This is a genomic window from Mycobacterium sp. HUMS_12744610 (assembly GCF_041206865.1).
In the GTDB taxonomy this organism is placed as follows: Bacteria; Actinomycetota; Actinomycetes; order Mycobacteriales; family Mycobacteriaceae; genus Mycobacterium; species Mycobacterium servetii.
Genome location: NZ_JBGEDP010000001.1, coordinates 1905441 through 1927480 on the forward strand (window position 1 = coordinate 1905441; position 22040 = coordinate 1927480).

The 22040-nt window shown below is 69.4% G+C and carries 19 protein-coding genes and 1 pseudogene; 14 read left to right on the top strand and 6 right to left on the bottom strand.

The window, feature by feature from the left end:
- Positions 1-44 precede the first annotated feature (44 nt).
- The gene (gene nucS, locus AB8998_RS09435; protein WP_369737649.1) at positions 45-716 is read left to right on the top strand and encodes an endonuclease NucS; all 672 of its coding nucleotides are present in this window, start codon (positions 45-47) and stop codon (positions 714-716) included.
- 23 nt (positions 717-739) lie between these two features.
- Complete coding sequence (locus AB8998_RS09440; protein ID WP_369737651.1) at positions 740-1036, top strand: hypothetical protein; 297 nt, start codon at positions 740-742, stop codon at positions 1034-1036.
- 22 nt (positions 1037-1058) lie between these two features.
- Here the strand turns inward: AB8998_RS09440 and mce are convergent, their stop codons facing one another.
- Entirely contained in the window at positions 1059-1523 is a 465-nt protein-coding gene (gene mce, locus AB8998_RS09445; RefSeq protein WP_369737653.1) for a methylmalonyl-CoA epimerase, read from the bottom strand.
- Between the two features lie 91 nt (positions 1524-1614).
- On the opposite strand from mce, the gene AB8998_RS09450 reads away from it, so the two are divergent.
- Together AB8998_RS09450 and AB8998_RS09455 are read left to right on the top strand one after the other, a co-directional pair.
- Positions 1615-2808 (top strand): acetyl-CoA C-acetyltransferase, encoded by a 1194-nt coding sequence (locus AB8998_RS09450; protein ID WP_369737654.1) that lies wholly within the window; start codon positions 1615-1617, stop codon positions 2806-2808.
- 170 nt (positions 2809-2978) lie between these two features.
- On the top strand, positions 2979-3890 hold the full coding sequence (locus AB8998_RS09455; protein WP_369737656.1) for a tetratricopeptide repeat protein: 912 nt from the start codon (positions 2979-2981) through the stop codon (positions 3888-3890).
- Between the two features lie 79 nt (positions 3891-3969).
- Here AB8998_RS09455 and glgB read toward each other — a convergent pair whose 3' ends face one another.
- Together glgB and AB8998_RS09465 are read right to left on the bottom strand one after the other, a co-directional pair.
- Positions 3970-6165: a 1,4-alpha-glucan branching protein GlgB gene (gene glgB, locus AB8998_RS09460; RefSeq protein WP_369737657.1), complete on the bottom strand. Its 2196-nt coding sequence runs from the start codon at positions 6163-6165 to the stop codon at positions 3970-3972.
- A 22-nt stretch (positions 6166-6187) separates the two neighbouring features.
- Positions 6188-8284 carry an alpha-1,4-glucan--maltose-1-phosphate maltosyltransferase gene (locus AB8998_RS09465; protein ID WP_369741493.1) on the bottom strand — a complete coding sequence of 699 codons (2097 nt, stop codon included), beginning with the start codon at positions 8282-8284 and terminating at the stop codon, positions 6188-6190.
- 436 nt (positions 8285-8720) lie between these two features.
- Between AB8998_RS09465 and glgP the strand changes: the two genes are divergently transcribed.
- Positions 8721-11306 (top strand): alpha-glucan family phosphorylase, encoded by a 2586-nt coding sequence (glgP, locus tag AB8998_RS09470; protein WP_369737658.1) that lies wholly within the window; start codon positions 8721-8723, stop codon positions 11304-11306.
- Between the two features lie 10 nt (positions 11307-11316).
- Here the strand turns inward: glgP and AB8998_RS09475 are convergent, their stop codons facing one another.
- The gene (locus AB8998_RS09475; protein WP_369737659.1) at positions 11317-13353 is read right to left on the bottom strand and encodes an ATP-dependent DNA helicase; all 2037 of its coding nucleotides are present in this window, start codon (positions 13351-13353) and stop codon (positions 11317-11319) included.
- Positions 13354-13362: 9 nt separating this feature from the next.
- Positions 13363-14670: a nicotinate phosphoribosyltransferase gene (locus AB8998_RS09480; RefSeq protein ID WP_369737660.1), complete on the bottom strand. Its 1308-nt coding sequence runs from the start codon at positions 14668-14670 to the stop codon at positions 13363-13365.
- Between the two features lie 67 nt (positions 14671-14737).
- On the opposite strand from AB8998_RS09480, the gene clpS reads away from it, so the two are divergent.
- The 9 genes and pseudogenes from clpS (at position 14738) to AB8998_RS09525 (ending at position 20782) form a co-directional block, all read left to right on the top strand.
- Positions 14738-15043: an ATP-dependent Clp protease adapter ClpS gene (gene clpS / locus AB8998_RS09485; RefSeq protein WP_369737661.1), complete on the top strand. Its 306-nt coding sequence runs from the start codon at positions 14738-14740 to the stop codon at positions 15041-15043.
- A gap of 16 nt (positions 15044-15059) precedes the next feature.
- Entirely contained in the window at positions 15060-15647 is a 588-nt protein-coding gene (gene aosR / locus AB8998_RS09490) for an oxidative stress transcriptional regulator AosR (protein WP_369737662.1), read from the top strand.
- A gap of 11 nt (positions 15648-15658) precedes the next feature.
- Entirely contained in the window at positions 15659-16702 is a 1044-nt protein-coding gene (locus AB8998_RS09495; RefSeq protein WP_369741494.1) for a P1 family peptidase, read from the top strand.
- 4 nt (positions 16703-16706) lie between these two features.
- Positions 16707-17384 (top strand): rhomboid family intramembrane serine protease, encoded by a 678-nt coding sequence (locus AB8998_RS09500; protein ID WP_369737663.1) that lies wholly within the window; start codon positions 16707-16709, stop codon positions 17382-17384.
- Complete coding sequence (gene murI / locus AB8998_RS09505) at positions 17381-18208, top strand: glutamate racemase (RefSeq protein ID WP_369737664.1); 828 nt, start codon at positions 17381-17383, stop codon at positions 18206-18208. Before AB8998_RS09500 ends, murI begins: the two co-directional genes overlap by 4 nt.
- An 85-nt stretch (positions 18209-18293) precedes the next feature.
- Positions 18294-19076: a cyclic nucleotide-degrading phosphodiesterase gene (locus AB8998_RS09510; protein WP_369737665.1), complete on the top strand. Its 783-nt coding sequence runs from the start codon at positions 18294-18296 to the stop codon at positions 19074-19076.
- A gap of 33 nt (positions 19077-19109) precedes the next feature.
- Positions 19110-19889 (top strand): ribonuclease PH, encoded by a 780-nt coding sequence (rph, locus tag AB8998_RS09515; RefSeq protein ID WP_369737666.1) that lies wholly within the window; start codon positions 19110-19112, stop codon positions 19887-19889.
- Positions 19886-19975 (top strand): annotated as a pseudogene (locus tag AB8998_RS09520) (hypothetical protein); the annotation flags it as partial. The gene rph and the pseudogene AB8998_RS09520, both read left to right, overlap by 4 nt.
- Positions 19976-20239: 264 nt before the next feature.
- Positions 20240-20782: a DUF4395 family protein gene (locus AB8998_RS09525; protein ID WP_369741495.1), complete on the top strand. Its 543-nt coding sequence runs from the start codon at positions 20240-20242 to the stop codon at positions 20780-20782.
- 10 nt (positions 20783-20792) lie between these two features.
- Here AB8998_RS09525 and AB8998_RS09530 read toward each other — a convergent pair whose 3' ends face one another.
- Positions 20793-21893 carry a ferritin-like domain-containing protein gene (locus tag AB8998_RS09530; RefSeq protein ID WP_369737667.1) on the bottom strand — a complete coding sequence of 367 codons (1101 nt, stop codon included), beginning with the start codon at positions 21891-21893 and terminating at the stop codon, positions 20793-20795.
- Between the last annotated feature and the right edge of the window lie 147 nt (positions 21894-22040).

The following is a 22040-nucleotide window of genomic DNA, read 5'->3' on the forward strand; positions in this document are numbered from 1 at the left end:
GTGGCGTCAGCCTAATTTGTCGGCCACGCTCTAAGGTGAGTCGGGTGCGACTCGTGATTGCCCAATGCACCGTCGACTACGTCGGCCGGCTCACCGCGCATTTACCGTCCGCGCGCAGGTTGTTGCTGTTCAAGGCCGACGGGTCGGTCAGCGTGCACGCCGACGACCGCGCCTACAAGCCGTTGAACTGGATGAGTCCGCCGTGCCGGCTGACCGAGGAGCCCGTCGGCGAGGCGCCGGTGTGGGTGGTGGAAAACAAAGCAGGAGAACAGCTGCGCATCACCGTCGAAGCGGTCGAGCATGACTCCAGCCACGACCTGGGCGTCGATCCCGGGTTGGTCAAGGACGGCGTCGAGGCCCACCTGCAGGCGTTGCTCGCCGAGCACGTGCAGCTGCTGGGCGAGGGGTACACGTTAGTGCGCCGGGAGTACATGACCGCGATCGGGCCCGTCGATCTGCTCTGCCGCGACGAGCGGGGCGGGGCGGTCGCGGTGGAGATCAAGCGGCGCGGCGAGATCGACGGCGTCGAGCAGCTCACCCGTTATCTCGAGCTGCTCAACCGCGACAGCCTGCTGGCCCCGGTCCACGGGGTGTTCGCCGCCCAGCAGATCAAACCGCAGGCGCGCACGCTGGCCGAGGACCGCGGGATTCGTTGTCTCACACTGGATTACGACAAGATGCGGGGCATGGACAGCGACGAGTACCGGCTGTTCTGAGGGCCCCGGATTAGACTGGCCGCATGGCACGGCGCCGCACACCGCCGCGACGACAGCGGCCCGTGCCGTTGTCGGCAGTCTCGCGGCGGGTCGAGACGGGACCCGACGGGCACGAATACGAGGTTCGCCCGGTCGCGGCGGCGCGTGCCGTCAAGATCTACCGCTGCCCCGGCTGTGACCACGAGATCCGTTCGGGCACCGCGCATGTGGTGGTCTGGCCGACCGATACTCACGACGCCGGGATCGGGGACCGCCGGCACTGGCACACGGGGTGCTGGGCCGCCCGCGCGACGCGCCGGCCTACCCGGAAATGGTCGTGAGGCCCTTCAATGCCGCAGCCGTTCAGGAAGCGGGTTCGACGAGCTCGATGAGGACTCCGCCGGCATCCTTGGGATGGACGAAGTTGATGCGGGAGTTGGCCGTACCGCGGCGGGGTGCTTCGTACACCAGACGGACCCCGTGGGAGCGCAGGTGCTCGCTGATGACGTCGAGGTCGCCGACCCGGACGGCCATCTGCTGGATGCCCGGCCCGCGCTTGTCGAGGAACTTGGCGATCGTCGACGAGTCGTCGATCGGGGCCATCAGCTGAATCTGTGCGGTGCCGGGCGGCGCGTCGCGCACCGCCAGCATGGCCTCACGGATACCCTGATCGTCGTTGACTTCCTCGTGCACCAGGATCATGCCGAGGTGGTCGTGGTACCAGGCGATGGCCGCGTCGAGGTCGGGGACTGCGATGCCGACATGATCAACCGCCGTCACGAGCGTGGTAGACAGCAACTGACGGGCGTCAACTTGATCCGTCGTCATCTCACAACGGTAACCTGACGGCAAAGATTTCGCTTCTTCGGGGATCGGAATCGGCCCCCAGTGAGCGCCTAGTAGGCCTAAGGAGATAGTCATGACGACGTCGGTGATCGTTGCTGGAGCCCGTACTCCCATCGGCAAGCTGATGGGTTCGCTGAAGGACTTTTCGGCCAGTGACCTGGGCGCCATCGCGATTTCCGGCGCGCTGGAAAAGGCCTTCCCGAACGTCGAGGCGCCGGCGTCGCTGGTCGAGTACGTGATCATGGGCCAGGTGCTGACCGCCGGAGCCGGTCAGATGCCCGCGCGCCAGGCGGCGGTGGCGGCCGGCATCGGCTGGGACGTCCCGGCACTGACGATCAACAAGATGTGCCTGTCCGGTATCGACGCCATCGCCCTGGCTGACCAGCTGATTCGCGCCGGAGAGTTCGACGTGGTGGTGGCCGGTGGGCAGGAGTCCATGACCAAGGCGCCGCACCTGCTGATGGACAGCCGCTCGGGCTACAAGTACGGCGACGTCACCGTGCTGGACCACATGGCCTACGACGGCCTGTACGACGTGTTCACCGACCAGCCGATGGGCGCGCTCACCGAGCAGCGCAACGACGTCGACAAATTCACCCGCGAGGAGCAGGACTCCTACGCCGCGCGTTCGCATCAGCGGGCGGCCGCGGCGTGGAAGGACGGGGTGTTTGCCGACGAGGTGGTGCCGGTCAACATCCCGCAGCGCAAGGGTGACCCGCTGCAGTTCGCCGAGGACGAGGGCATCCGCGCCAACACCACCGCCGAATCGCTGGCCGGTCTCAAGCCGGCGTTCCGCCGTGACGGCACCATCACCGCGGGTTCGGCGTCGCAGATCTCCGACGGCGCGGCCGCGGTCGTGGTGATGAACAAGGAGAAAGCCCAGGCGCTGGGCCTGACGTGGCTGGCCGAGATCGGTGCGCACGGCGTCGTGGCCGGACCGGATTCGACGCTGCAGTCGCAGCCGGCCAACGCGATCAGGAAGGCGCTCGGGCGCGAAGGCATCTCGGTCGACCAACTCGACGTGGTGGAGATCAACGAGGCGTTCGCGGCGGTCGCGCTGGCCTCGACCCGCGAGCTGGGGCTGAATCCCGACATCGTCAACGTCAACGGCGGCGCGATCGCCGTCGGGCACCCGATCGGCATGTCGGGAGCCCGCATCGCGCTGCACGTCGCCCTGGAGTTGGCGCGCCGCGGCTCCGGCTACGGTGTCGCCGCCCTGTGCGGGGCGGGTGGACAGGGCGACGCGCTGATTCTGCGGGCCGGGTAACGGCCCGCGCGCCGCGTTGCTGGCGCGCGGTTCGCGCGCACACGTGTGATGTTCGTCATATCGGGCGCTCAGGAGCCTTTCGGCGGGGGCCGCGGCCGGATTTTCACTTTGCGCGAGTGTCCGCGCGACCGGGTGGATCGGGCGCCGATGTGCATGACAGACTTGACGGCGTGACGCGTCCGCGATCCTCCATAGGGCCTGCGCTGGCTGGTGCGGTCGACCTGTCCGGCCTCAAGCAGCGCGCTCAGCAAAAAGCATCGGCAGCTGGGGCCGGCGGCCGGGCGGCGCCGGCGGCGGGGGTGACCGAGGTCACCGAGGCCAATTTCGAAGACGAGGTGCTGATCCGGTCCGGCGAAGTGCCGGTCGTGGTGCTGTTGTGGTTGCCGCGCAACGACGCGTGTGCCCAGCTGGCCGAAACGCTGTCCGCGCTGGCCGCCGAGGACAACGGCAAATGGTCGCTGGCCACGGTGGACGTCGAGGTGGCTCCCCGGGTCGCCCAGGCGTTCGGTGTGGAGGCGGTTCCGACCGTGGTGGCGTTGGCCGCCGGGCAGCCGTTGTCCAGTTTCGAGGGCGTGCAACCGGCCGACCAGCTGCGCCGTTGGGTGGATTCGCTGCTCGCGGCAACGGACGGCAAGCTCAGGGGCCCGGGGGAGGCCGGGGAGTCGCCGCAAACCGATCCGGAGCTGTTGCAGGCGCGCCAGCGACTCGAGGCCGGCGACTTCGAGGCCGCCAAGGAGTCGTACCAGGCGATCCTGGACGCCAACCCCGGCAGCGTCGAGGCGAAGGCCGCGATCAGGCGGATCGACTTCCTCACGCGCGCAACGGCTCAAGTCCCCGACGCGGTCGCGGTGGCCGATGCGGCGCCGGGTGACATCGACGCCGCCTTCGCGGCCGCCGACGTGCAGATCCTCAACCAGGACGTCGGCGCCGCCTTCGAACGTCTGATCACGTTGGTGCGCAAGACATCCGGGGACGAGCGCGCCAAGGTGCGCACCCGCCTCGTCGAGTTGTTCGAACTGTTCGATCCGGCCGATCCGGAGGTCGTCGCCGGCCGGCGCAACCTCGCCAACGCGCTGTACTGACGCGGCGAGCAGACGCAAAATCGCCCTGAAACCTCCGGTTTAGGGCGATTTTGCGTCTGCTCGCGCTGAATGCCGAGCGCTACTCGGGCGCCAGCCACAGCGCCGACGTGGGCGGCAACACCAGACACGCCGACGCCGGCCGCCCGTGCCACGGGTCCTCGGTCGCGTCGACGCCACCCATGTTGCCGACCCCGGAACCGTTGTAGTCCGTGGCGTCGGTGTTGAGCACCTCGCGCCACCGGCCGGCGCACGGCAGTCCGAGCCGGTAGCCGCTGTGCTCGGCACCCGCGAAGTTGAAGACGCAGGCCATGACCGAACCGTCGCTGCCGTAACGCAGGAAGCTCAGCACGTTGTTGGCGGAGTCGTTGGCGTCGATCCAGGAGTAGCCGTCGGGAACGGTGTCCTGGCTCCACAGCGCCGGATGACTGCGGTAGATGGCGTTGATGTCGCGCACCATCCGCAGGATGCCGTTGGAGAAGCCCTGCTCGTCGAGTTGCCACCAATCCAGGCCGTGCTCCTCGGACCACTCGTTGCGCTGGCCGAATTCCTGGCCCATGAACAACAACTGCTTGCCCGGGTGCGCCCACTGGTAGGCGAGCAGGCTGCGCAGGCCGGCGGCCTTGACGTGGTTGTTGCCCGGCATCCGCCCCCACAGCGTGCCCTTGCCGTGCACCACCTCGTCGTGGCTGATCGGCAGGACGTAGTTCTCGCTGAACGCATAGAGCATCGAGAACGTCATCTCGTGGTGGTGGTAGCTGCGATAGATCGGGTCGCGACTGATGTAGTCCAGGGTGTCGTGCATCCAGCCCATGTTCCACTTCATCGAAAAGCCCAGGCCGCCAAGGCTTGTCGGACGCGTCACGCCTGGCCACGACGTCGACTCCTCGGCGATGGTGACGATCCCCGGCGCCGTCTTGTGCACCGTGGCGTTCATCTCCTGCAGGAACTGGACCGCCTCGAGGTTCTCGCGCCCGCCGTAGACGTTGGGCGTCCAGCCGCCGGCCGGGCGCGAGTAGTCCAGGTAGAGCATCGAGGCGACGGCGTCCACGCGCAGGCCGTCGACATGGAACTCCTCGATCCAGTACAGCGCGTTGGCCACCAGGAAGTTGCGCACCTCGCGGCGGCCAAAGTCGAACACGTAAGTGCCCCAGTCGAGTTGCTCGCCGCGTCGTGGATCGGAGTGCTCGTAGAGTGCGGTGCCGTCGAAGCGGCCCAGCGCCCACGCGTCCTTGGGAAAGTGTGCGGGCACCCAATCCACAATGACCCCGATGCCGGCCCGGTGCAGGGCGTCGACGAGTTCGCGGAACTCGTCGGGTGTGCCGAACCGCGACGTGGGCGCGTAGTAGGAGGTGACCTGGTATCCCCACGAGCCGGCGAACGGGTGCTCGGCCACCGGCAACAGTTCGACGTGGGTGAAGCCGTGCTCCACCACATAGTCCGTGAGCTCGCGGGCGAGCTGGCGGTAGCTGAGCCCCGGGCGCCACGAACCCAGGTGGACCTCGTAGGTGCTCATCGGCTCGAACACCGGATTGCGCTCGGCGCGTCGGGTCATCCAGTCCTCGTCGCTCCAGCGGTAGCTGCTGACCGCCACGCGTGACGCGGTGTGCGGGGGCACCTCGGTAGCAAACGCCATCGGGTCAGCCCGTTCGGTCACCACGCCGTCGGCGCCGTGCACGCGGAACTTGTAGAGGCCGCCGACGGAGAACCCGGGCCAGAACAACTCCCACACGCCCGAGGAGCCCAGTTCCCGCATGGGCGCGTCGGTGCCCGTCCAGCCGTTGAACTCCCCGATCAGGCTGACGCCTTTGGCGTTGGGTGCCCAGACGGCGAAGGAGACACCGTCGACCACACCGTCGGCCGTGGTGAAGGAGCGGGGATGGGCGCCGAGGACTTCCCAGAGCCGCTCGTGACGTCCTTCGCCGAACAGGTGCAGGTCCATCTCGCCCAGGGTGGGCAGGAAGCGGTAGGCGTCGGCGACCGTGTACGGGTCGGAGCCCTCATAGCTGATCTGCAGCCGGTAGTCGATCAGGTCCGTGAAGGGCAGCGCCACGGCGAACAGGCCTGATTCGATGTGACGCATCGGGTACCGGTCGTCACCGACGAGCGCGACGACCTCGGTGGCGTGCGGCCGGTATGCCCGGATAACGGTGTGGTCGGCATACTCGTGGGCGCCCAGAATGCTGTGCGGGTTGTAATGGGTGCCGGCCACCAGAAGCGACAGGTCGTCATGGTCGGGCGCCAGGTGCGTTTCGGCGAGTTGATCGGCATTGCTCATATCCCTTTCACCTCCGGTGCGTTCAACCCCTGCGTAGCAGCGTGATTCGGGATTCGTGCGGTATGAGGGGCATGTTGATGACGTGCGCGACTGCTTGCGCCGGGTCTAGGCGAACGTAATTGGCTTGGCCCCATTGGAATTCGTGTCCTGTTATCTCGTCGCGCACCCAGAATCGTTCGTAGGGCTCCATACCCAGTGCGGCCATGTCCAACCACAGGGTGGCTTCCTCGGGCCCGAACGCGTTGAGACTCACCACCACCAGCACGCAGTCGCCGGTGGCGGGGTCGAACTTGCTGTAGGCCAACAGGGCGTCGTTGTCCACGTTGTGGAAATGTATGGTGCGCAGCTGCTGCAGCGCAGGATGACGCCGGCGGATCTCGTTGAGCTGGGAGATGAACGGCTCGAGCGACCGACCCTCGGCGAGTGCGCCCGCGTAGTCGCGGGGACGCAGTTCGTACTTCTCCGAGTCCAGGTACTCTTCGCTGCCCTCCCGCACCGCCCGGTGCTCGAAGAGTTCGTAGCCGGAGTACATGCCCCAGGCCGGGCCCATCGTGGCGGCCAGCACGGCGCGGATGGCGAACATGCCGGGACCGTTGTGCTGCAGGATCGCGTGCAGGATGTCGGGGGTGTTGACGAACAGGTTGGGCCGGCGGAAGTCGGCGAGCGCGGCGATGTCGTTGCCGAACTCGGTGAGTTCCCACTTGGCCGTGCGCCAGGTGAAGTAGCTGTAGGACTGGGTGAAACCGAGCTTGGCCAGCCCGTATTGCCGGGCCGGCGGCGTGAACGCCTCGGAGAGGAACAACACGTCGGGGTCGCGGTCTTTGATCTGGGCGATCAGCCAGGCCCAGAAGTTCGGTGGCTTGGTGTGCGGGTTGTCGACCCGAAATATCTTGACGCCGTGATCGATCCAGTGCCGGCACACGCGCAGAACCTCCTCGTAGAGGCCGGCGGGGTCGTTGTCGAAGTTGAGCGGATAGATGTCCTGGTACTTCTTCGGCGGGTTCTCGGCGTAGGCGATGGTGCCGTCCGGCAGCTCGGTGAACCACTCCCGGTGTTCGCGGGCCCAGGGGTGATCCGGCGCGCATTGCAGTGCCAGATCCAGCGCCACTTCCATGCCCAAAGCCCTTGTCGCGGCCACGAAGTCGTCGAAGTCATCGATGGTGCCCAGGCTGGGGTGGATGGCGTCGTGGCCGCCCTCGTCGCTGCCGATCGCCCACGGCGAGCCCACGTCCCCGGGTGCCGCGGTGGGGGAGTTGTTGCGGCCCTTGCGGTGCACCTTGCCGATCGGATGGATCGGCGGAAGGTACACGACGTCGAACCCCATGTCGGCGATGCGTGGCAGCTGGGCGGTCGTCGTGGCGAAGGTGCCGTGCACCGGGTTGCCGTCGGCGTCCCATCCGCCGGTGGAGCGCGGAAACAGTTCGTACCAGGCGCCGAAGCGGGCCAGCGGCCGGTCCACCCAGATCGCGAACTGTTCGCCGTGGGTCACCAGGTCGCGCAACGGGTGCTCGGCCAGCAGTTCGTCGATCTCGGGCGCCAGGGCCAGCGCGGTGCGGGTGACCGGGTCGCCGGGGGCCCGCAGCGTTGCGGCCGCGGCCAGCAGCGGATCGCGGAGCGCGCGGGGCACCCCGGCCGCGGCGCGCTCGAACAGCCCGGCACCGACCAGCAGGTCGTTGGACAGTTCGGTCTCGCCCTGGCCGGCGTCCAACTTCGCGATCAGCCCGTGCTTCCACGTGGCGATCGGGTCGCCCCACCCGTCGACGCGGAACATCCACAGGCCGACCCGGTCGGGGGTGAACTGGCCGTGGAACACGTAGGGCTCTTCGCCCATCGTCATGGGGAACAGCTGCGGCTTGACCCGCTGCTGATCGGCCGCGCCCGCCTCGTGCGCCCCGGCTGGCCGCGTGGGGGCCTCGACCGCCTTGATTTGACGGACCTCGGTCACCTGCGGATAGCGCTGTCCGAGGTGGCGCACCACCAAGGTCGCCGCGACGGCGTCGTGGCCCTCCCGCCACACCGCCGCGCTGACCGGGACGACCTCGCCGACCACCGCCTTGGCGGGGTACGCGCCGCACGAAACGACGGGCTGGACGTTATCGATCTCGACGCGACCCGGCACCACCACTCCATTCAATCTGCCCGGCTCCTCCTCCGCCCGCTGCTCGGGCGGATTCGTCGCCGGGGGATTCAATCTGCCCGGCTCCTCCTCCGCCCGCTGCTCGGGCGGATTCGTCGCCGGGGGATTCAATCTGCCCGGCTCCTCCTCCGCCCGCTGCTCGGGCGGATTCGTCGCCGGGGGATTCAATCTGCCCGGCTCGTCGGCGGCCCGCGGTAGTGGCCGGGGCCGTTCCGGTTGTGCGGCACGACCGCGGGGTCCCTCGTCGCGGAATGCCTTTCGTGCGGGAAAACTCGTTTCGTGGGGGACCACGCCTGGAAAGTCTCGCCGCGCCCCCATTACTTCCCGATACCCACCCTAGGGTCCGGCCACACCACTGAAGGTAAACGCTGGGTTAGTAGCGCTGCACCGGTTGGCAGCCTCAGTAAGGTAAGGACGTGTGAAAGCCCTCCGCCGCTTTACCGTCCGTGCTCATCTACCCGAGCGCCTGGTCGCGCTGGAACAGCTCTCCACCAACCTGAGGTGGTCGTGGGACAAGCCGACACAGGACCTGTTCGCCACCATCGACCCGACGCTGTGGGCCCAGTGCGGCTCCGATCCGGTTGCGCTGCTGGGGGCGGTGAGCCCCGCCCGGCTTGACGAATTGGCCGTCGACGAGGGATTTCTCAGTCGGCTCGACGCCCTGGCCGCCGACCTGCGCGACTACCTGAGCCGTCCGCTCTGGTACCAGCAGCAGCAGGACAACGGGGTGGCGATGCCGACGGCGATCGCCTACTTCTCGATGGAGTTCGGCGTCGCCGAGGTGTTGCCCAACTACTCGGGCGGGTTGGGGATCCTGGCCGGCGACCACCTGAAGTCCGCCTCCGATCTGGGGGTGCCGTTGGTGGCCGTGGGCCTCTATTACCGCTCCGGATACTTCCGGCAGTCGCTGACCGCCGACGGCTGGCAGATGGAGACCTACCCGTCGCTGGACCCGCAGGGGTTGCCGCTGCGGCTGCTCACCGACACCAGCACCGGCGATCCGGTGCTGGTGGAGCTGGACCTGCCCGACTCGGCGCAGTTGCGAGCCCGGGTCTGGGTCGCGCAGGTCGGTCGCGTTCCGCTGCTGCTGCTGGATTCCGACGTGCCCGAGAACGAACACGAGCTGCGCGGCGTCACCGACCGCCTCTACGGGGGCGACCAGGAACACCGCATCAAACAGGAGATCCTGGCCGGCGTCGGCGGGGTGCGGGCGATCCGCGCGTTCACGGCCAACGCGGGCCTGCCCGCGCCCGAGGTATTCCACATGAACGAGGGGCACGCGGGCTTCCTCGGTGCGGAGCGCATCCGTGAGCTGGTCACCGACTCGGGACTGGACTTCGACACCGCGCTGACCGTCGTCCGCTCCAGCACGGTGTTCACCACCCACACCCCGGTGCCCGCCGGAATCGACCGGTTCCCGCTAGAGATGGTGCAGCGCTACTTCGACGACCAACGCGAGGCGACGTTGCTGCCGGGCCTGCCGACCGCCCGGATTCTCGAACTGGGCGCCGAGGCCGACCCGGCCAAGTTCAACATGGCCCACATGGGCCTGCGGCTGGCCCAGCGCGCCAACGGCGTCTCCCTGCTACACGGGCGGGTGAGCCGCGCCATGTTCAGCGAGCTGTGGCCCGGGTTCGACCGGGGCGAGGTCCCGATCGGCTCGATCACCAACGGCGTGCACGCACCCACCTGGGCCGCGCCGCAGTGGCTGGAGTTGGGTCGCGAGCTGGCCGGCTCGGACTCGCTGAGCGAACCCACGGTCTGGCAGCGGCTGCAGCAGGTCGACCCCGGCCACCTGTGGTGGATCCGCTCCCAGTTGCGTTCGCTGCTGGTCGAGGACGTGCGGGCGCGGCTGCGCCGGTCGTGGCGGGAGCGCGGCGCGGCCGACGCCGAGCTGGCCTGGATCGGGACGGCCTTCGACCCGGACGTGCTGACCATCGGGTTCGCCCGGCGGGTGCCGACCTACAAGCGGCTGACCCTGATGCTGCGCGATCCCGACCGGCTGGAACGACTGCTGCTCGACGAGGAGCGGCCGATCCAGCTGATCGTGGCCGGGAAGTCCCACCCCGCCGACGACGGCGGCAAGGCGCTGATCCAGCAGGTCGTGCGCTTCGCCGACCGCCCGCAGGTGCGCCACCGCATCGCCTTCCTGCCCGACTACGACATGTCGATGGCCCGGCTGCTGTATTGGGGCTGCGATGTCTGGCTCAACAACCCGCTGCGTCCCCTGGAGGCGTGCGGCACCTCCGGGATGAAGAGCGCGCTGAACGGCGGACTGAACCTGTCCATCCGCGACGGCTGGTGGGACGAGTGGTACGACGGCGAAAACGGCTGGGAGATACCGTCGGCCACGGGGCTGGCCGACGAGGTGCGCCGCGACGACCTGGAGGCCAACGCGCTCTACACGCTGCTCGAAGAGGCGGTGGCACCGAAGTTCTACGAGCGCGACCAACACGGGGTGCCGCCGCGGTGGGTCGAGATGGTGCGCCACACCCTGCAGGCGCTGGGGCCCAAAGTGCTGGCCTCCCGAATGGTGCGGGACTACGTCGAGCAGTACTACATGCCCGCGGCGCAGTCGCTGCGCAAGACCATCGGCGGCGAGAAGCCCTTCGGCGCCGCGCGGGAGCTGGCCGTCTACCGTCGGCGCGTCGAGGAGGCGTGGCCCAAGATCGAGGTCACCGACGTCGACAGCACCGGCCTGCCGGACACCCCGCTGCTCGGGTCGAAGCTGACCCTGACCGCGACCGTGCGGCTGGGCGGACTGCGGCCCGACGAGGTGGCCGTGCAGGCGGTGCTCGGCCGGGTGGACTCCAGCGACGTGTTGCAGGACCCGGTGACGGTCGACATGCCGCACACCGGCAGCGCCGACGGCGGGAAAGCGGTGTTCGCGACGACGACGCCACTGCCGATGGCCGGTGCGGTCGGATACACGGTGCGGGTGCTGCCCCGCCATCCGATGCTCGCCGGCAGCGCCGAGCTCGGTCTGGTGGCCCTGGCCGGATGACCGCCTACGGTCAGGCCGGCACGCCGTCGGGCGCGGTGCGTAGCCGCTCCAGCGCCCCCCGCACCTGGGCGGCATCGGTTGTCGGCCAGAACGGCGGCAGCGAGGCCCGCAGGTAGGCGCCGTAGCCGGCCGTGACCATTCGAGAGTCGAGTACGGCGACGACGCCGCGGTCGGTCACCCGACGCAGCAGCCGGCCGGACCCCTGTGCCAGCAGCAACGCCGCGTGGCTGGCGGCCACCGCCATGAAACCGTTGCCGCCGCGGGCGGCGACGGCCCGCTGCCGCGCGCCCAGCAGGGGATCGTCCGGCCGGGGAAAGGGGATGCGGTCGATCAGCACCAGCGACAGCGACGGGCCCGGCACGTCGACGCCCTGCCACAGCGACAGCGTGCCGAACAGCGAGGTCTCCGGGTCGGCGCTGAAACGTTCGACCAGCGCCGAGGTGCTGTCGTCGCCCTGACACAACACCGGTGTCGACAACCGTTCGCGCATGGCCTCGGCGGCGGCCCGGGCGGCCCGCATCGACGAGAACAGCCCCAGTGTGCGCCCGCCGGCGGCGGTGATGAGCTCGGCGATCTCGGTGAGCTGCTCGGCCGACCCGGTGCCGTCGCGACCGGGCGGCGGCAGGTGGGCGGCGACGTAGAGGATTCCCGCTTTGGCGTGCTCGAACGGCGACCCGACGTCGAGACCCCGCCATTTGGGCCACGTCGGATCGCCGCCGGGCTCCGATCCGGTCAGGCCCCACGCGGCCGCCATTGCGTCGAAGGACCCGCCGACCGTCAGCGTCGCCGACGTCAACACGGTCGTCGACCGTGAGAAAACCCGGTCGCGCAGCAGGCCGGAGACCGACAGCGGCGCCACGCGCAGCACGGGCCGCGGCGAACCCCGGTTGTCCTCGTGCTCCAGCCAGACCACGTCGGTCCGATCCGGGATGGCCGGAGCGAACGAGACAAGGATGCGAGACGCGGTGTCGAATATCTCGCCGAGCGCGGCGACCGCCTCGGCACGGGCCGATGCCGCTCCGGGGTCAGCCCGCACCGGGCCGGTGGCGTCGATCGCCGAGCGTGCCGCGCTCGCCGCGTCGCGCAGCGCCGTCAGGTAGGTCGCGAGCTCGTCGTCGAGTCGGTCGATGCGGCCGGGCCGCGCGTCGTGGATCGCGGCGGCGAGGTTGGCGGTGGCCGCCTCCAACCGCTGGGTCAGTTCCGGACCGACCATCCGGGCGATCCGGCGCGTGGCCGCCCCGAGGGTGGCCGGGGTCAGCTCCGCGGTGGCCACCGACGTCACCCGGTCGACCAACTCGTGCGCCTCGTCGACCACCAGCAGCGCGTGCTCCGGCAGCACCGCCGATTCGGCGACGGCGTCGATGGCCAGCAGCGCGTGGTTGGTGACCACAATGTCGACGCCGCCGGCGCGGCCACGCGCCCGTTCCGAGAAGCATTCGCCGCCGAAGGGGCAGCGAGCCACGCCGATGCATTCGCGCGCGGAGACGCTGACCTGCGACCAGGACCGGTCGGGAACGCCGGGCCGCAGGTCGTCGCGGTCGCCCGAGTCGGTCGTCGACGCCCAGGCGGTGAGCCGCTGCAAGTCGCGACCCAGCGAGGTCGCGGCCACCGGATCGAAGAGCTCCTCCTGCGGTCTGTCCTCAGGCTCGCCGTCGATGGCGCTTCCATTGTGGATTTTGTTCAGGCACAGGTAGTTTCGCCGGCCCTTCAGCAGCGCGAACCGCGGCGCGCGGGGCAGCGTCCGGGCCAGCGACTCGGCCAGCCGCGGCAGGTCGCGGTCGACGAGCTGACGTTGCAGGGCGATCGTGGCCGTGGACACGACGACGGGCGATTCGTCGCTGACGGCGCGGACGATCGCGGGGACCAGATACGCCAGCGACTTACCGGTGCCGGTGCCGGCCTGCACGGCCAGGTGCTCGCCGGTATCGAAGGCGCGCGCCACCGCGACGGCCATCTCGAGCTGGCCTTGGCGTTCACTGCCGCCGAGCCCGGCCACCGCGGCGGCCAGCAGCTCCGGCACGCTCGGGCAGGCGTCGGAGGTGGTCACTGTTCGCGCTCAGGCCGGGATCTGGCTGGTGGGGATCGCCGGATCGCCGGGCGCCAATGCCAGCCCCTCCCACGGCAGGCTGCGCAGGCCGGCCGCGGCCAGCTTGCGTGCGGGGGCCAGGGCGCAGGCGCCCGTTTCCGCGACGACGCGGCCGCCGCGGACCAGGGGAGTGGTCAGGGGCCGGGACGGTTCGCCCACCGTGGGCGGGCGTCCGGCCGGGTGTACGACCTCCTCGGTGACGATGCCGCTCGGACGCGACAGGCGCAGCGCCTCTTTGCGGCCGCCGTGCGATTCCTTGTGGGTGCTGCGCTTCTGCACCGGCATGCCGTCCACTTCGACGAGCTTGTACACCATGTACGCGGTCGGGGCGCCCGCGCCGGTCACCAGCGAGGTACCGACGCCGTAGCTGTCGACGGGCTCGGCGCGCAACGCGGCGATGGAGAACTCGTCGAGGTCGCCGGACACCACGATCCGCGTCCGGCCGGCGCCCAGCTCGTCGAGCTGGGCACGCGCCTGGCGGGCGAGCACGCCCAGCTCGCCGGAGTCGATCCGGACCGCGCCCAGCGACGTGCCGGCGGCCGCCACGGCGTTGGCCACGCCGGCCGTCACGTCGTAGGTGTCCACCAGCAGCGTGGTGTCGACGCCCAGTGCCCGGACCTGGGCGCGGAACGCGGCCGGCTCGTCAGGTCCGTCCTGCGTGGTGTGCAGCATGGTGAACGCGTGCGCGGCGGTGCCCTCGGTGGGGATTCCGTATCGCCGCTGGGCCTCCAGGTTGGAGGTGGCGGCGAAGCCGACGATGTAGGCGGCACGGGCCGCGGCGATCGCGGCGTGCTCGTGGGTCCGGCGCGATCCCATCTCGATCAGCGGACGTCCGCCGGCGGCGCTGACCATCCGCGCGGCCGCCGACGCGACCGCGGTGTCGTGGTTGAAGATCGACAACGCCAGCGTTTCGAGCACCACGCATTCGGCGAAGCTGCCCGTGACCGAGAGCACGGGCGACCCGGGAAAGTACAGCTCCCCTTCCGCATAGCCGTCGATGTCGCCGCCGAACCGGAAGTCCCGCAGGTAGCCGACCGTGTCGGGATCGAGGAATTCGGCGAGCAGCCGGCACTGGTCGTCGTCGAAGCTGAAGTGCGGCAACGCTTCCAGCAGGCGCCCGGTTCCGGCGACCACGCCGTAGCGGCGCCCCGGCGGAAGCTTGCGCGCGAACAGCTCGAAGGTGGTCCGTCGCGCGGCGGTGCCGTCGCGCAGCGCCGCCGCCAGCATCGTCAACTCGTACTTGTCGGTCAACAGCCCAGCGGGGACCGGGTCGATCATTCCGTTACGGTATCCGCCCCCGTGCGGGGTTCGGTATTCAGATGCGGGGCTCGCTATCCTGGGAGCCATGGTTGTTGCGTCAGCGCCCACCAAACCGGGCACTACCGGACAACGCGAGGCTGACCCCGTCGACGTGACGGCCAGTCCATGGGTCACGATCGTGTGGGACGACCCGGTCAACCTGATGACCTATGTCACGTATGTGTTCCAGAAGTTGTTCGGTTACAGCGAGCCACACGCCACCAAGCTGATGCTTCAGGTGCACAACGAGGGCAAGGCGGTGGTGTCGGCGGGCAGCCGGGAGTCGATGGAAGCCGACGTATCCAAACTGCACGCCGCGGGGTTATGGGCGACCCTGCAGCAGGACCGGTGAGGGCACCCGATTCCCTGTGCGCAAATGGAAGCGCGTCGAGACCCCCGAGGGTCCTCGCTTTCGGTCCTCCCTGGCCACCCACGAGGCCGAGTTGCTCCGAAACCTCGTCAGCGCGATGATCGGCCTGCTCGACGAGCGCGAATCCTCCGCTCCGGCAGACGAACTCGAAGAGATCACCGGCATGAAGACCGGGAACTCCGAGCCGCCGCACGATCCGACGCTGCGCCGCCTGCTGCCTGACTTCTACCGGGCCGACGCCGAGGACGAGCCCTCGCCCGAGGTTCCCGAAGACCTGAACGCCGCGCTGCGCAGCCTGCATGAGCCGGAGATCATCGATGCCAAACGCGTTGCAGCGCAACAGTTGTTGAAGACCATCCCGGCCCGGGCCGGCAAGTTCGAGCTGACCGAGGACGAGGCGAACGCCTGGGTCTCGGCGGTCAATGACATCCGGCTGACGCTGGGCGTGATGCTCGACATCGGGCCGCAAGGCCCCGATCGCCTGCCGCCCGACCACCCGTTGGCCTCCCACTTCGACGTCTACCAGTGGCTGACGGTCCTGCAGGAATACCTGGTCCTGGTGCTGATGGGTCCCCGGTCAACTTGACGGCGCCGCCGCTGGGCTCCATCGCCGACGTCGGAGGCGTCCGCGTCGGCCACCACCACCGCTTGGATCCCGACGCGTCGCCGGGCGCCGGATGGGCCAGCGGCGTCACCGTGGTTCTCACCCCGCCCGGGACCGTCGGCGCGGTCGACTGCCGCGGTGGCGCACCGGGCACCCGGGAAACCGATCTGCTCGATCCCGCCAACACCGTGCGCTTCGTCGACGCGGTGCTGCTCGCCGGTGGCAGCGCCTACGGCCTGGCCGCCGCCGACGGCGTCATGCGCTGGCTGGAGGAACGCGGACGCGGTGTCGCGATGGAGGGCGGGGTGGTGCCCATCGTGCCCGGTGCGGTGATCTTCGATCTCCCGGTGGGCGGCTGGGACCGCCGGCCGACGGCCGACTTCGGCTATGCGGCGTGTGAGGCCGCCCGGGGTGGTGAGGCGGTGCCGGCGGTCGGCACGGTCGGCGCGGGGGTCGGGGCGCGGGCCGGGGTGCTCAAAGGCGGCGTCGGGACGGCCTCGACGACGCTGCCGTCCGGCGTGACCGTCGGCGCGATCGTCGTGGTGAACTCCGCGGGCGATGTCGCCGACCGGGCCACCGGCCTGCCCTGGATGGCGGACCTGATCCGCGAGTTCGCGCTGCGGCCGCCGCCGCCCGAACAGGTCGAGGCGTTCGCGCTGCTGCCGCCCAAGCTGAGCCCGCTGGACAATCCTCTCAACACGACGATCGGCGTCGTGGCGACCGACGCCGCGCTCAGCCCGGCGGCCTGCCGGCGCCTCGCCACCGCCGCCCAGGACGGCCTGGCCCGCGCGGTGCGCCCGGCGCACACCCCGCTGGACGGCGACACGGTGTTCGCGCTGGCCACCGGCGCCCTCGAGGTACCGCTCGCGGCTGATACGCCCGCCGCCTTCTCCCCGGAGGCGGGGCTGGTCAGCGAGCTGGGCGCCGCGGCCGCCGATTGCGTGGCGCGGGCGGTGCTGGCCGGTGTGCTCGGTGCCGAGTCGGTGGCCGGAATACCGACCTACCACGGCATGTTGCCCGGAGCGTTCGGCCGATGAGGGGATGCGCATGACTAGACGAGGGGGAAGGTCGGGCACCCCGGCGCCTCGGGAGGCGTCGCGGCCGGCGTGGATGGTCGGCGCGGCCACGATCCTCACCTTCGTGGCGCTGCTCTACCTCGTCGAACTGATCGACCAGCTGACGCGGCACTCGCTGGACTCCAACGGCATCAGGCCGCTGCAGGCCGACGGCCTGTGGGGCATCGTGTTCGCTCCGGTCTTGCACGCCGGCTGGGAACACCTGATGGCCAACACCGTGCCGCTGTTGGTGCTGGGATTCCTCATGACGCTGTTCGGGTTGTCGCGCTTCGTCTGGGCCACCGCGATCGTCTGGATCGTGGGCGGGTTCGGTACCTGGCTGATCGGCGACCTGGGCAGCAGCTGCGGCCCCACCGACCACATCGGGGCCTCGGGCCTGATCTTCGGGTGGCTGGCCTTTCTGCTCGTGTTCGGGATATTCGTGCGCCGGGTGTGGGACATCATCATCGGCCTGGTGGTCTTGTTGGTCTACGGCGGCATCCTGCTCGGCGCCATGCCGGTGCTGGGCAGGTGCGGCGGCGTGTCGTGGCAGGGCCACCTGTGCGGAGCGGTCGCCGGCGTGGTGGCCGCCTACGCGTTGTCCGCCCCGGAGCGCAAGGCACGTGCCGTCAAGAAGGCCTCGACCCAGCGGCGCAGCGCGTGATCTCGTCCCTGGCTCCCATCGGGATCTTCGATTCCGGTGTCGGCGGGCTGACGGTGGCCCGGGCCATCATCGACCAGCTGCCCGACGAGGACATCATCTACGTCGGCGACACCGCGCACGGCCCCTACGGGCCGCTCCCCATTCCCGAGATCCGCGCGCACGCGCTCGCGATCGGCGACGACCTGGTCGACCGCGGCGTCAAGGCGCTGGTGATCGCCTGCAACACGGCCTCGGCGGCATGCCTGCGCGATGCGCGCGAACGCTACGCCGTGCCCGTCGTCGAGGTGATCCTGCCGGCGGTGCGGCGTGCGGTCGCCACCACCCGCAACGGCCGCATCGGGGTGATCGGGACGCAGGCGACCATCGCCTCGCACGCGTACCAGGACGCCTTCGCCGCCGCCCGCGACGCCGAGATCACCGCGGTGGCCTGCCCGCGTTTCGTGGACTTCGTGGAGCGCGGGGTCACCAGCGGACGTCAGGTGCTGGGGCTGGCCGAGGGCTACCTGGAGCCGTTGCAGCGCGCCGGGGTCGACACGCTGGTGCTGGGTTGCACGCACTACCCGCTGCTGTCCGGGTTGATCCAGCTGGCGATGGGTGACACCGTGACGCTCGTCTCGAGCGCGGAGGAAACCGCCAAGGAGGTGCTTCGGGTGCTCACCGAACGAGACTTGTTGCGCCCGCACCCCGAGCGTCCCGGCGCGCCGCCGGCGAGCCGGGTGTTCGAGGCCACCGGCGACCCCGAGGCGTTCACCAAACTCGCGGCGCGGTTCCTGGGTCCGTCGGTGACGGGGGTGCGGCCGCTTCGCCACCCGTCCGAGCGCTAGCGTCCGAGCGCCGATGGCGAGGGAGATTCTGGTCACATAAATGCGGCCATGTTTTCGTCATGGTAGTACCGGGCATGGCACAGTAGTGTCCGTGCGAATCACCGTGCTCGGCTGCTCAGGCAGCGTGGTGGGCCCGGATTCGCCTGCGTCGGGCTACCTGCTCCGCGCGCCGGACACCCCGCCGCTGGTGCTCGACTTCGGCGGCGGCGTGTTGGGTGCGTTGCAGCGCTACGCCGATCCCAGTTCGGTACACGTGCTGCTGTCGCACCTGCACGCCGACCACTGCCTGGACATGCCGGGACTGTTCGTCTGGCGCCGGTACCACCCGATCCGCCCCGAAGGCAAGGCGATGCTGTACGGCCCCAGCGATACCTGGTCGCGGTTGGGGGCGGCGTCCTCACCCTACGGCGGCGAGATCGACGACTGCTCCGACATTTTCGACGTCCGCCACTGGGTCGACGGCGAACCCGTGACGTTCGGCGCACTGACGGTGGTGCCACGGGTGGTGGCTCACCCGTGCGAGTCGTACGGGTTGCGGGTCACCGACCCCACCGGCGCGTCGTTCGTCTACAGCGGCGACACCGGCGTCTGCGACCAGCTCGTCGAACTCGCGCGCGATGCGGACGTGTTCCTCTGCGAGGCCTCCTGGACGCATTCGCCGGACCGCCCGCCCGCGTTGCACCTGTCGGGCACCGAGGCCGGCAGGGCCGCGGCGCAGGCCGGCGTGCGGGAGCTGTTGCTGACGCACATCCCACCGTGGACCTCGCGGGAGGACGTGATCAGCGAGGCCAAGGCCGAGTTCGACGGCCCGGTGCACGCCGTCGTGTGCGGCGAGACGTTCGACATCCGCCGCTCCGAACGGGTCTGAGCGCCCGGCCGCAGGCTTGGCTAGGGTTGGTGGGTGTCCAAACGAGAAGACGGTCGCCTCGACGACGAGCTTCGCCCCGTGGTCATCACCCGGGGGTTCACCGACCACCCTGCCGGTTCGGTCCTGATCGAATTCGGCCACACCAAGGTCATGTGCACCGCCAGCGTCACCGACGGCGTCCCGCGCTGGCGCAAGGGATCCGGCCTGGGATGGCTCACCGCGGAATACGCGATGCTGCCCTCGGCGACCCACACCCGCTCCGACCGTGAATCGGTGAAGGGCCGGCTGTCCGGGCGCACCCAGGAGATCAGCCGGCTGATCGGCCGGTCGCTGCGGGCCTGCATCGACCTCGCCGCGTTGGGGGAGAACACCATCGCCGTCGACTGCGACGTCCTGCAGGCCGACGGCGGCACGCGCACCGCGGCCATCACGGGCGCCTACGTCGCGCTGGCCGACGCGGTGACCTACCTCTCGGCGGCGGGCAAGCTGTCGGATCCGCGGCCGTTGTCGTGTGCCATCGCGGCCTGCAGCGTCGGGGTGGTCGACGGCCGGATCCGGGTGGACCTGCCCTACGAGGAGGATTCGCGCGCCGAGGTCGACATGAACGTCGTGGCCACCGATACCGGGACGTTGGTCGAGGTTCAGGGCACCGGTGAGGGTGCGACGTTCCCGCGTTCGACGCTGGACAAGCTGCTCGACGCGGCACTGGGCGCCTGCGACACGCTGTTCGCCGCCCAGCGCGACGCCCTGGCGCTGCCCTACCCGGGCGTGCTGCCCGAGGGTCCGCCACCGTCGAAGGCGTTCGGCAGCTGACCGCGCCGGCGACGATGCAGAGCGAAGCGATGCGGAGGAGCGGCGCTTCGGTCAAGCCGGCGACGATGCAGAGCGAAGCGATGCGGAGGAGCGGCGCTTCGGTCAAGCCGGCGACGATGCAGAGCGAAGCGATGCGGAGGAGCGGCGCTTCGGTCAAGCCGGCGACGATGTGGAGCGAAGCGATGCGGAGGAGCGGCGCTTCGGTCAATCCGCTGGTGTTTCTCGCTGAGTGTTCGCGGTGAGTGTGACCGGGGCCGTAGTCAATACCTCAGTGCATCCTTAGGATCAAATTCATGGTTAATCGGGGCGTCCCACTCGAGCATGCGTTTCTCAATCGGCCGTGGTGGGCAATGGGACAAGTGACACACGAGCATGCGGAACCGCGGGTCAACGAGGTCGCGACCCGCGCGAGGGCGGGTTTGCTGAACATCATCTCGGCAATCACGATCGCGTTATTGCTCCTGCGCCCGGAAACCGATCCGGTGATCATTGTCGGTCCGCTCGTGCTTTTCGACATGTTGGCCGCGGCGGTTACCGGATTGACCCCGTTCAGCCCCACCGGCATTCTGGGCACGGCGTTGACGATGAACATCCGTCCGGTGTGGAAGCCAACGCGGCCGAAACGGTTCGCATGGTTGCTCGGTGCCGCTTTGGCCGCGACGTGCCTAGCCATGCGCCTGTTGGGCGCCTCGCCCGTGGCGATGGCGGCCGTCGTTGCGGTCTGTTTCGTCCTGACATGGTCGGAGGCCACGCTGGGCTTTTGCGTCGGCTGCTACATGCACAAATTGATCTGGGGCTGTGAAGACTGCGAAGTCCCCTATGACAGGAAAATAGCGGCACAGCCGGTGCTGAGCCAGGACATTCCCCCGCTGAACCAGAAAACCCGCGCGTAGGCCGAGCGGCTCAGCTCGCGCCCGCCGCGATCACCTGGCCCACCTCGAGGGCCCGGTCCGCCATGTCGGCGTGTGCCTTGTCCAGGGCGTCGGCCTGATCCTCGTCGGCCTTCATCAGCGCCTCGATGTCGAAGCCGGCCATGTCGAGAACACCCATGTCTTTGAAGGCCTTCTGCACCTTGTCGCCCCACAGTCCGATGTCCTTGACGATCGGCACGATGCGGCTGAACAGATGCGAGCGGAACTGGATCATCAGCGGCGACGTGTCGACCCACTCGGCACACGCCTTGACATCGAGGCCGAGGGTTTCGAAGACCTCCTCGCCGCGGAACCGGTCGCGCATCAGGTAGCAGGCGTCCACGACGAACTCTTCCCGCTCGCCCCGCTCGGCGTCCGTCAACGCGGAGTAGTAGTCCTTCAACGAGATTCGGCCGAAGGCGACATGCCGGGCTTCGTCCTGCATGACGTAGGCCAGCAGCTGTTTGGCCAGCGACTCCTGCGGCGCCATGTCACGCAGCACCCCGAAGGCGGCGAGTGCGAGGCCTTCGATGAGGACCTGCATGCCCAGATAGGGCATGTCCCAGCGTGAGTCGCGCAGGGTGTCGTCCAGCAGCGCGGTCAGGTGCTTGTTGATCGGGTAGACCAGCTCGACCTTGTCCTGCAGGAAGCGCGAGAACGCCTCGACGTGCCGCGCCTCGTCCATGGTCTGGGTGGCCGCGTAGAACTTCGCGTCCAGGTCCGGGACGACCTCGACGATCTTGGCCGAGCACACCATCGCCCCCTGCTCGCCGTGCAGGAACTGCGAGAACTGCCAGGCCTGGAAGTGCTGGCGCATCTCGGCGCGACGTGCGTCGTCCGCGGCGTCCCACATCGGGCTGCCGAACAGCGGATGGAACTCGTCGGGCAACCCGACCGGGTTCTCGGGGTCGACGTCCTGTGCCCAGTCGATGCGCGACTGGGCGTCCCACTGCTTGTCCTTCCCCTTTTGGTACAGGGAGAGCAGGCGCGCGCGTCCCTCGTCGTACTCCCAGGTGAAACGCGCGTCGCCGGCGCTGGGAACCTCCCACGAGTACGGCGTGGGCACGTCCGTGTACTTGTCCCTCGTGGTCATGGGCTTCCGCCTCTCTGCCGAATGTGACCAGTGGTCATATGACCAGTATCACATTGCACCTCGTTCCCCGGTGCCGTCAACGCCTATGAATTCGGCATGTCCCTGTGGGCCGACCGGGCGCGCAGGCCGGGCTGACCGTTCCGGCTA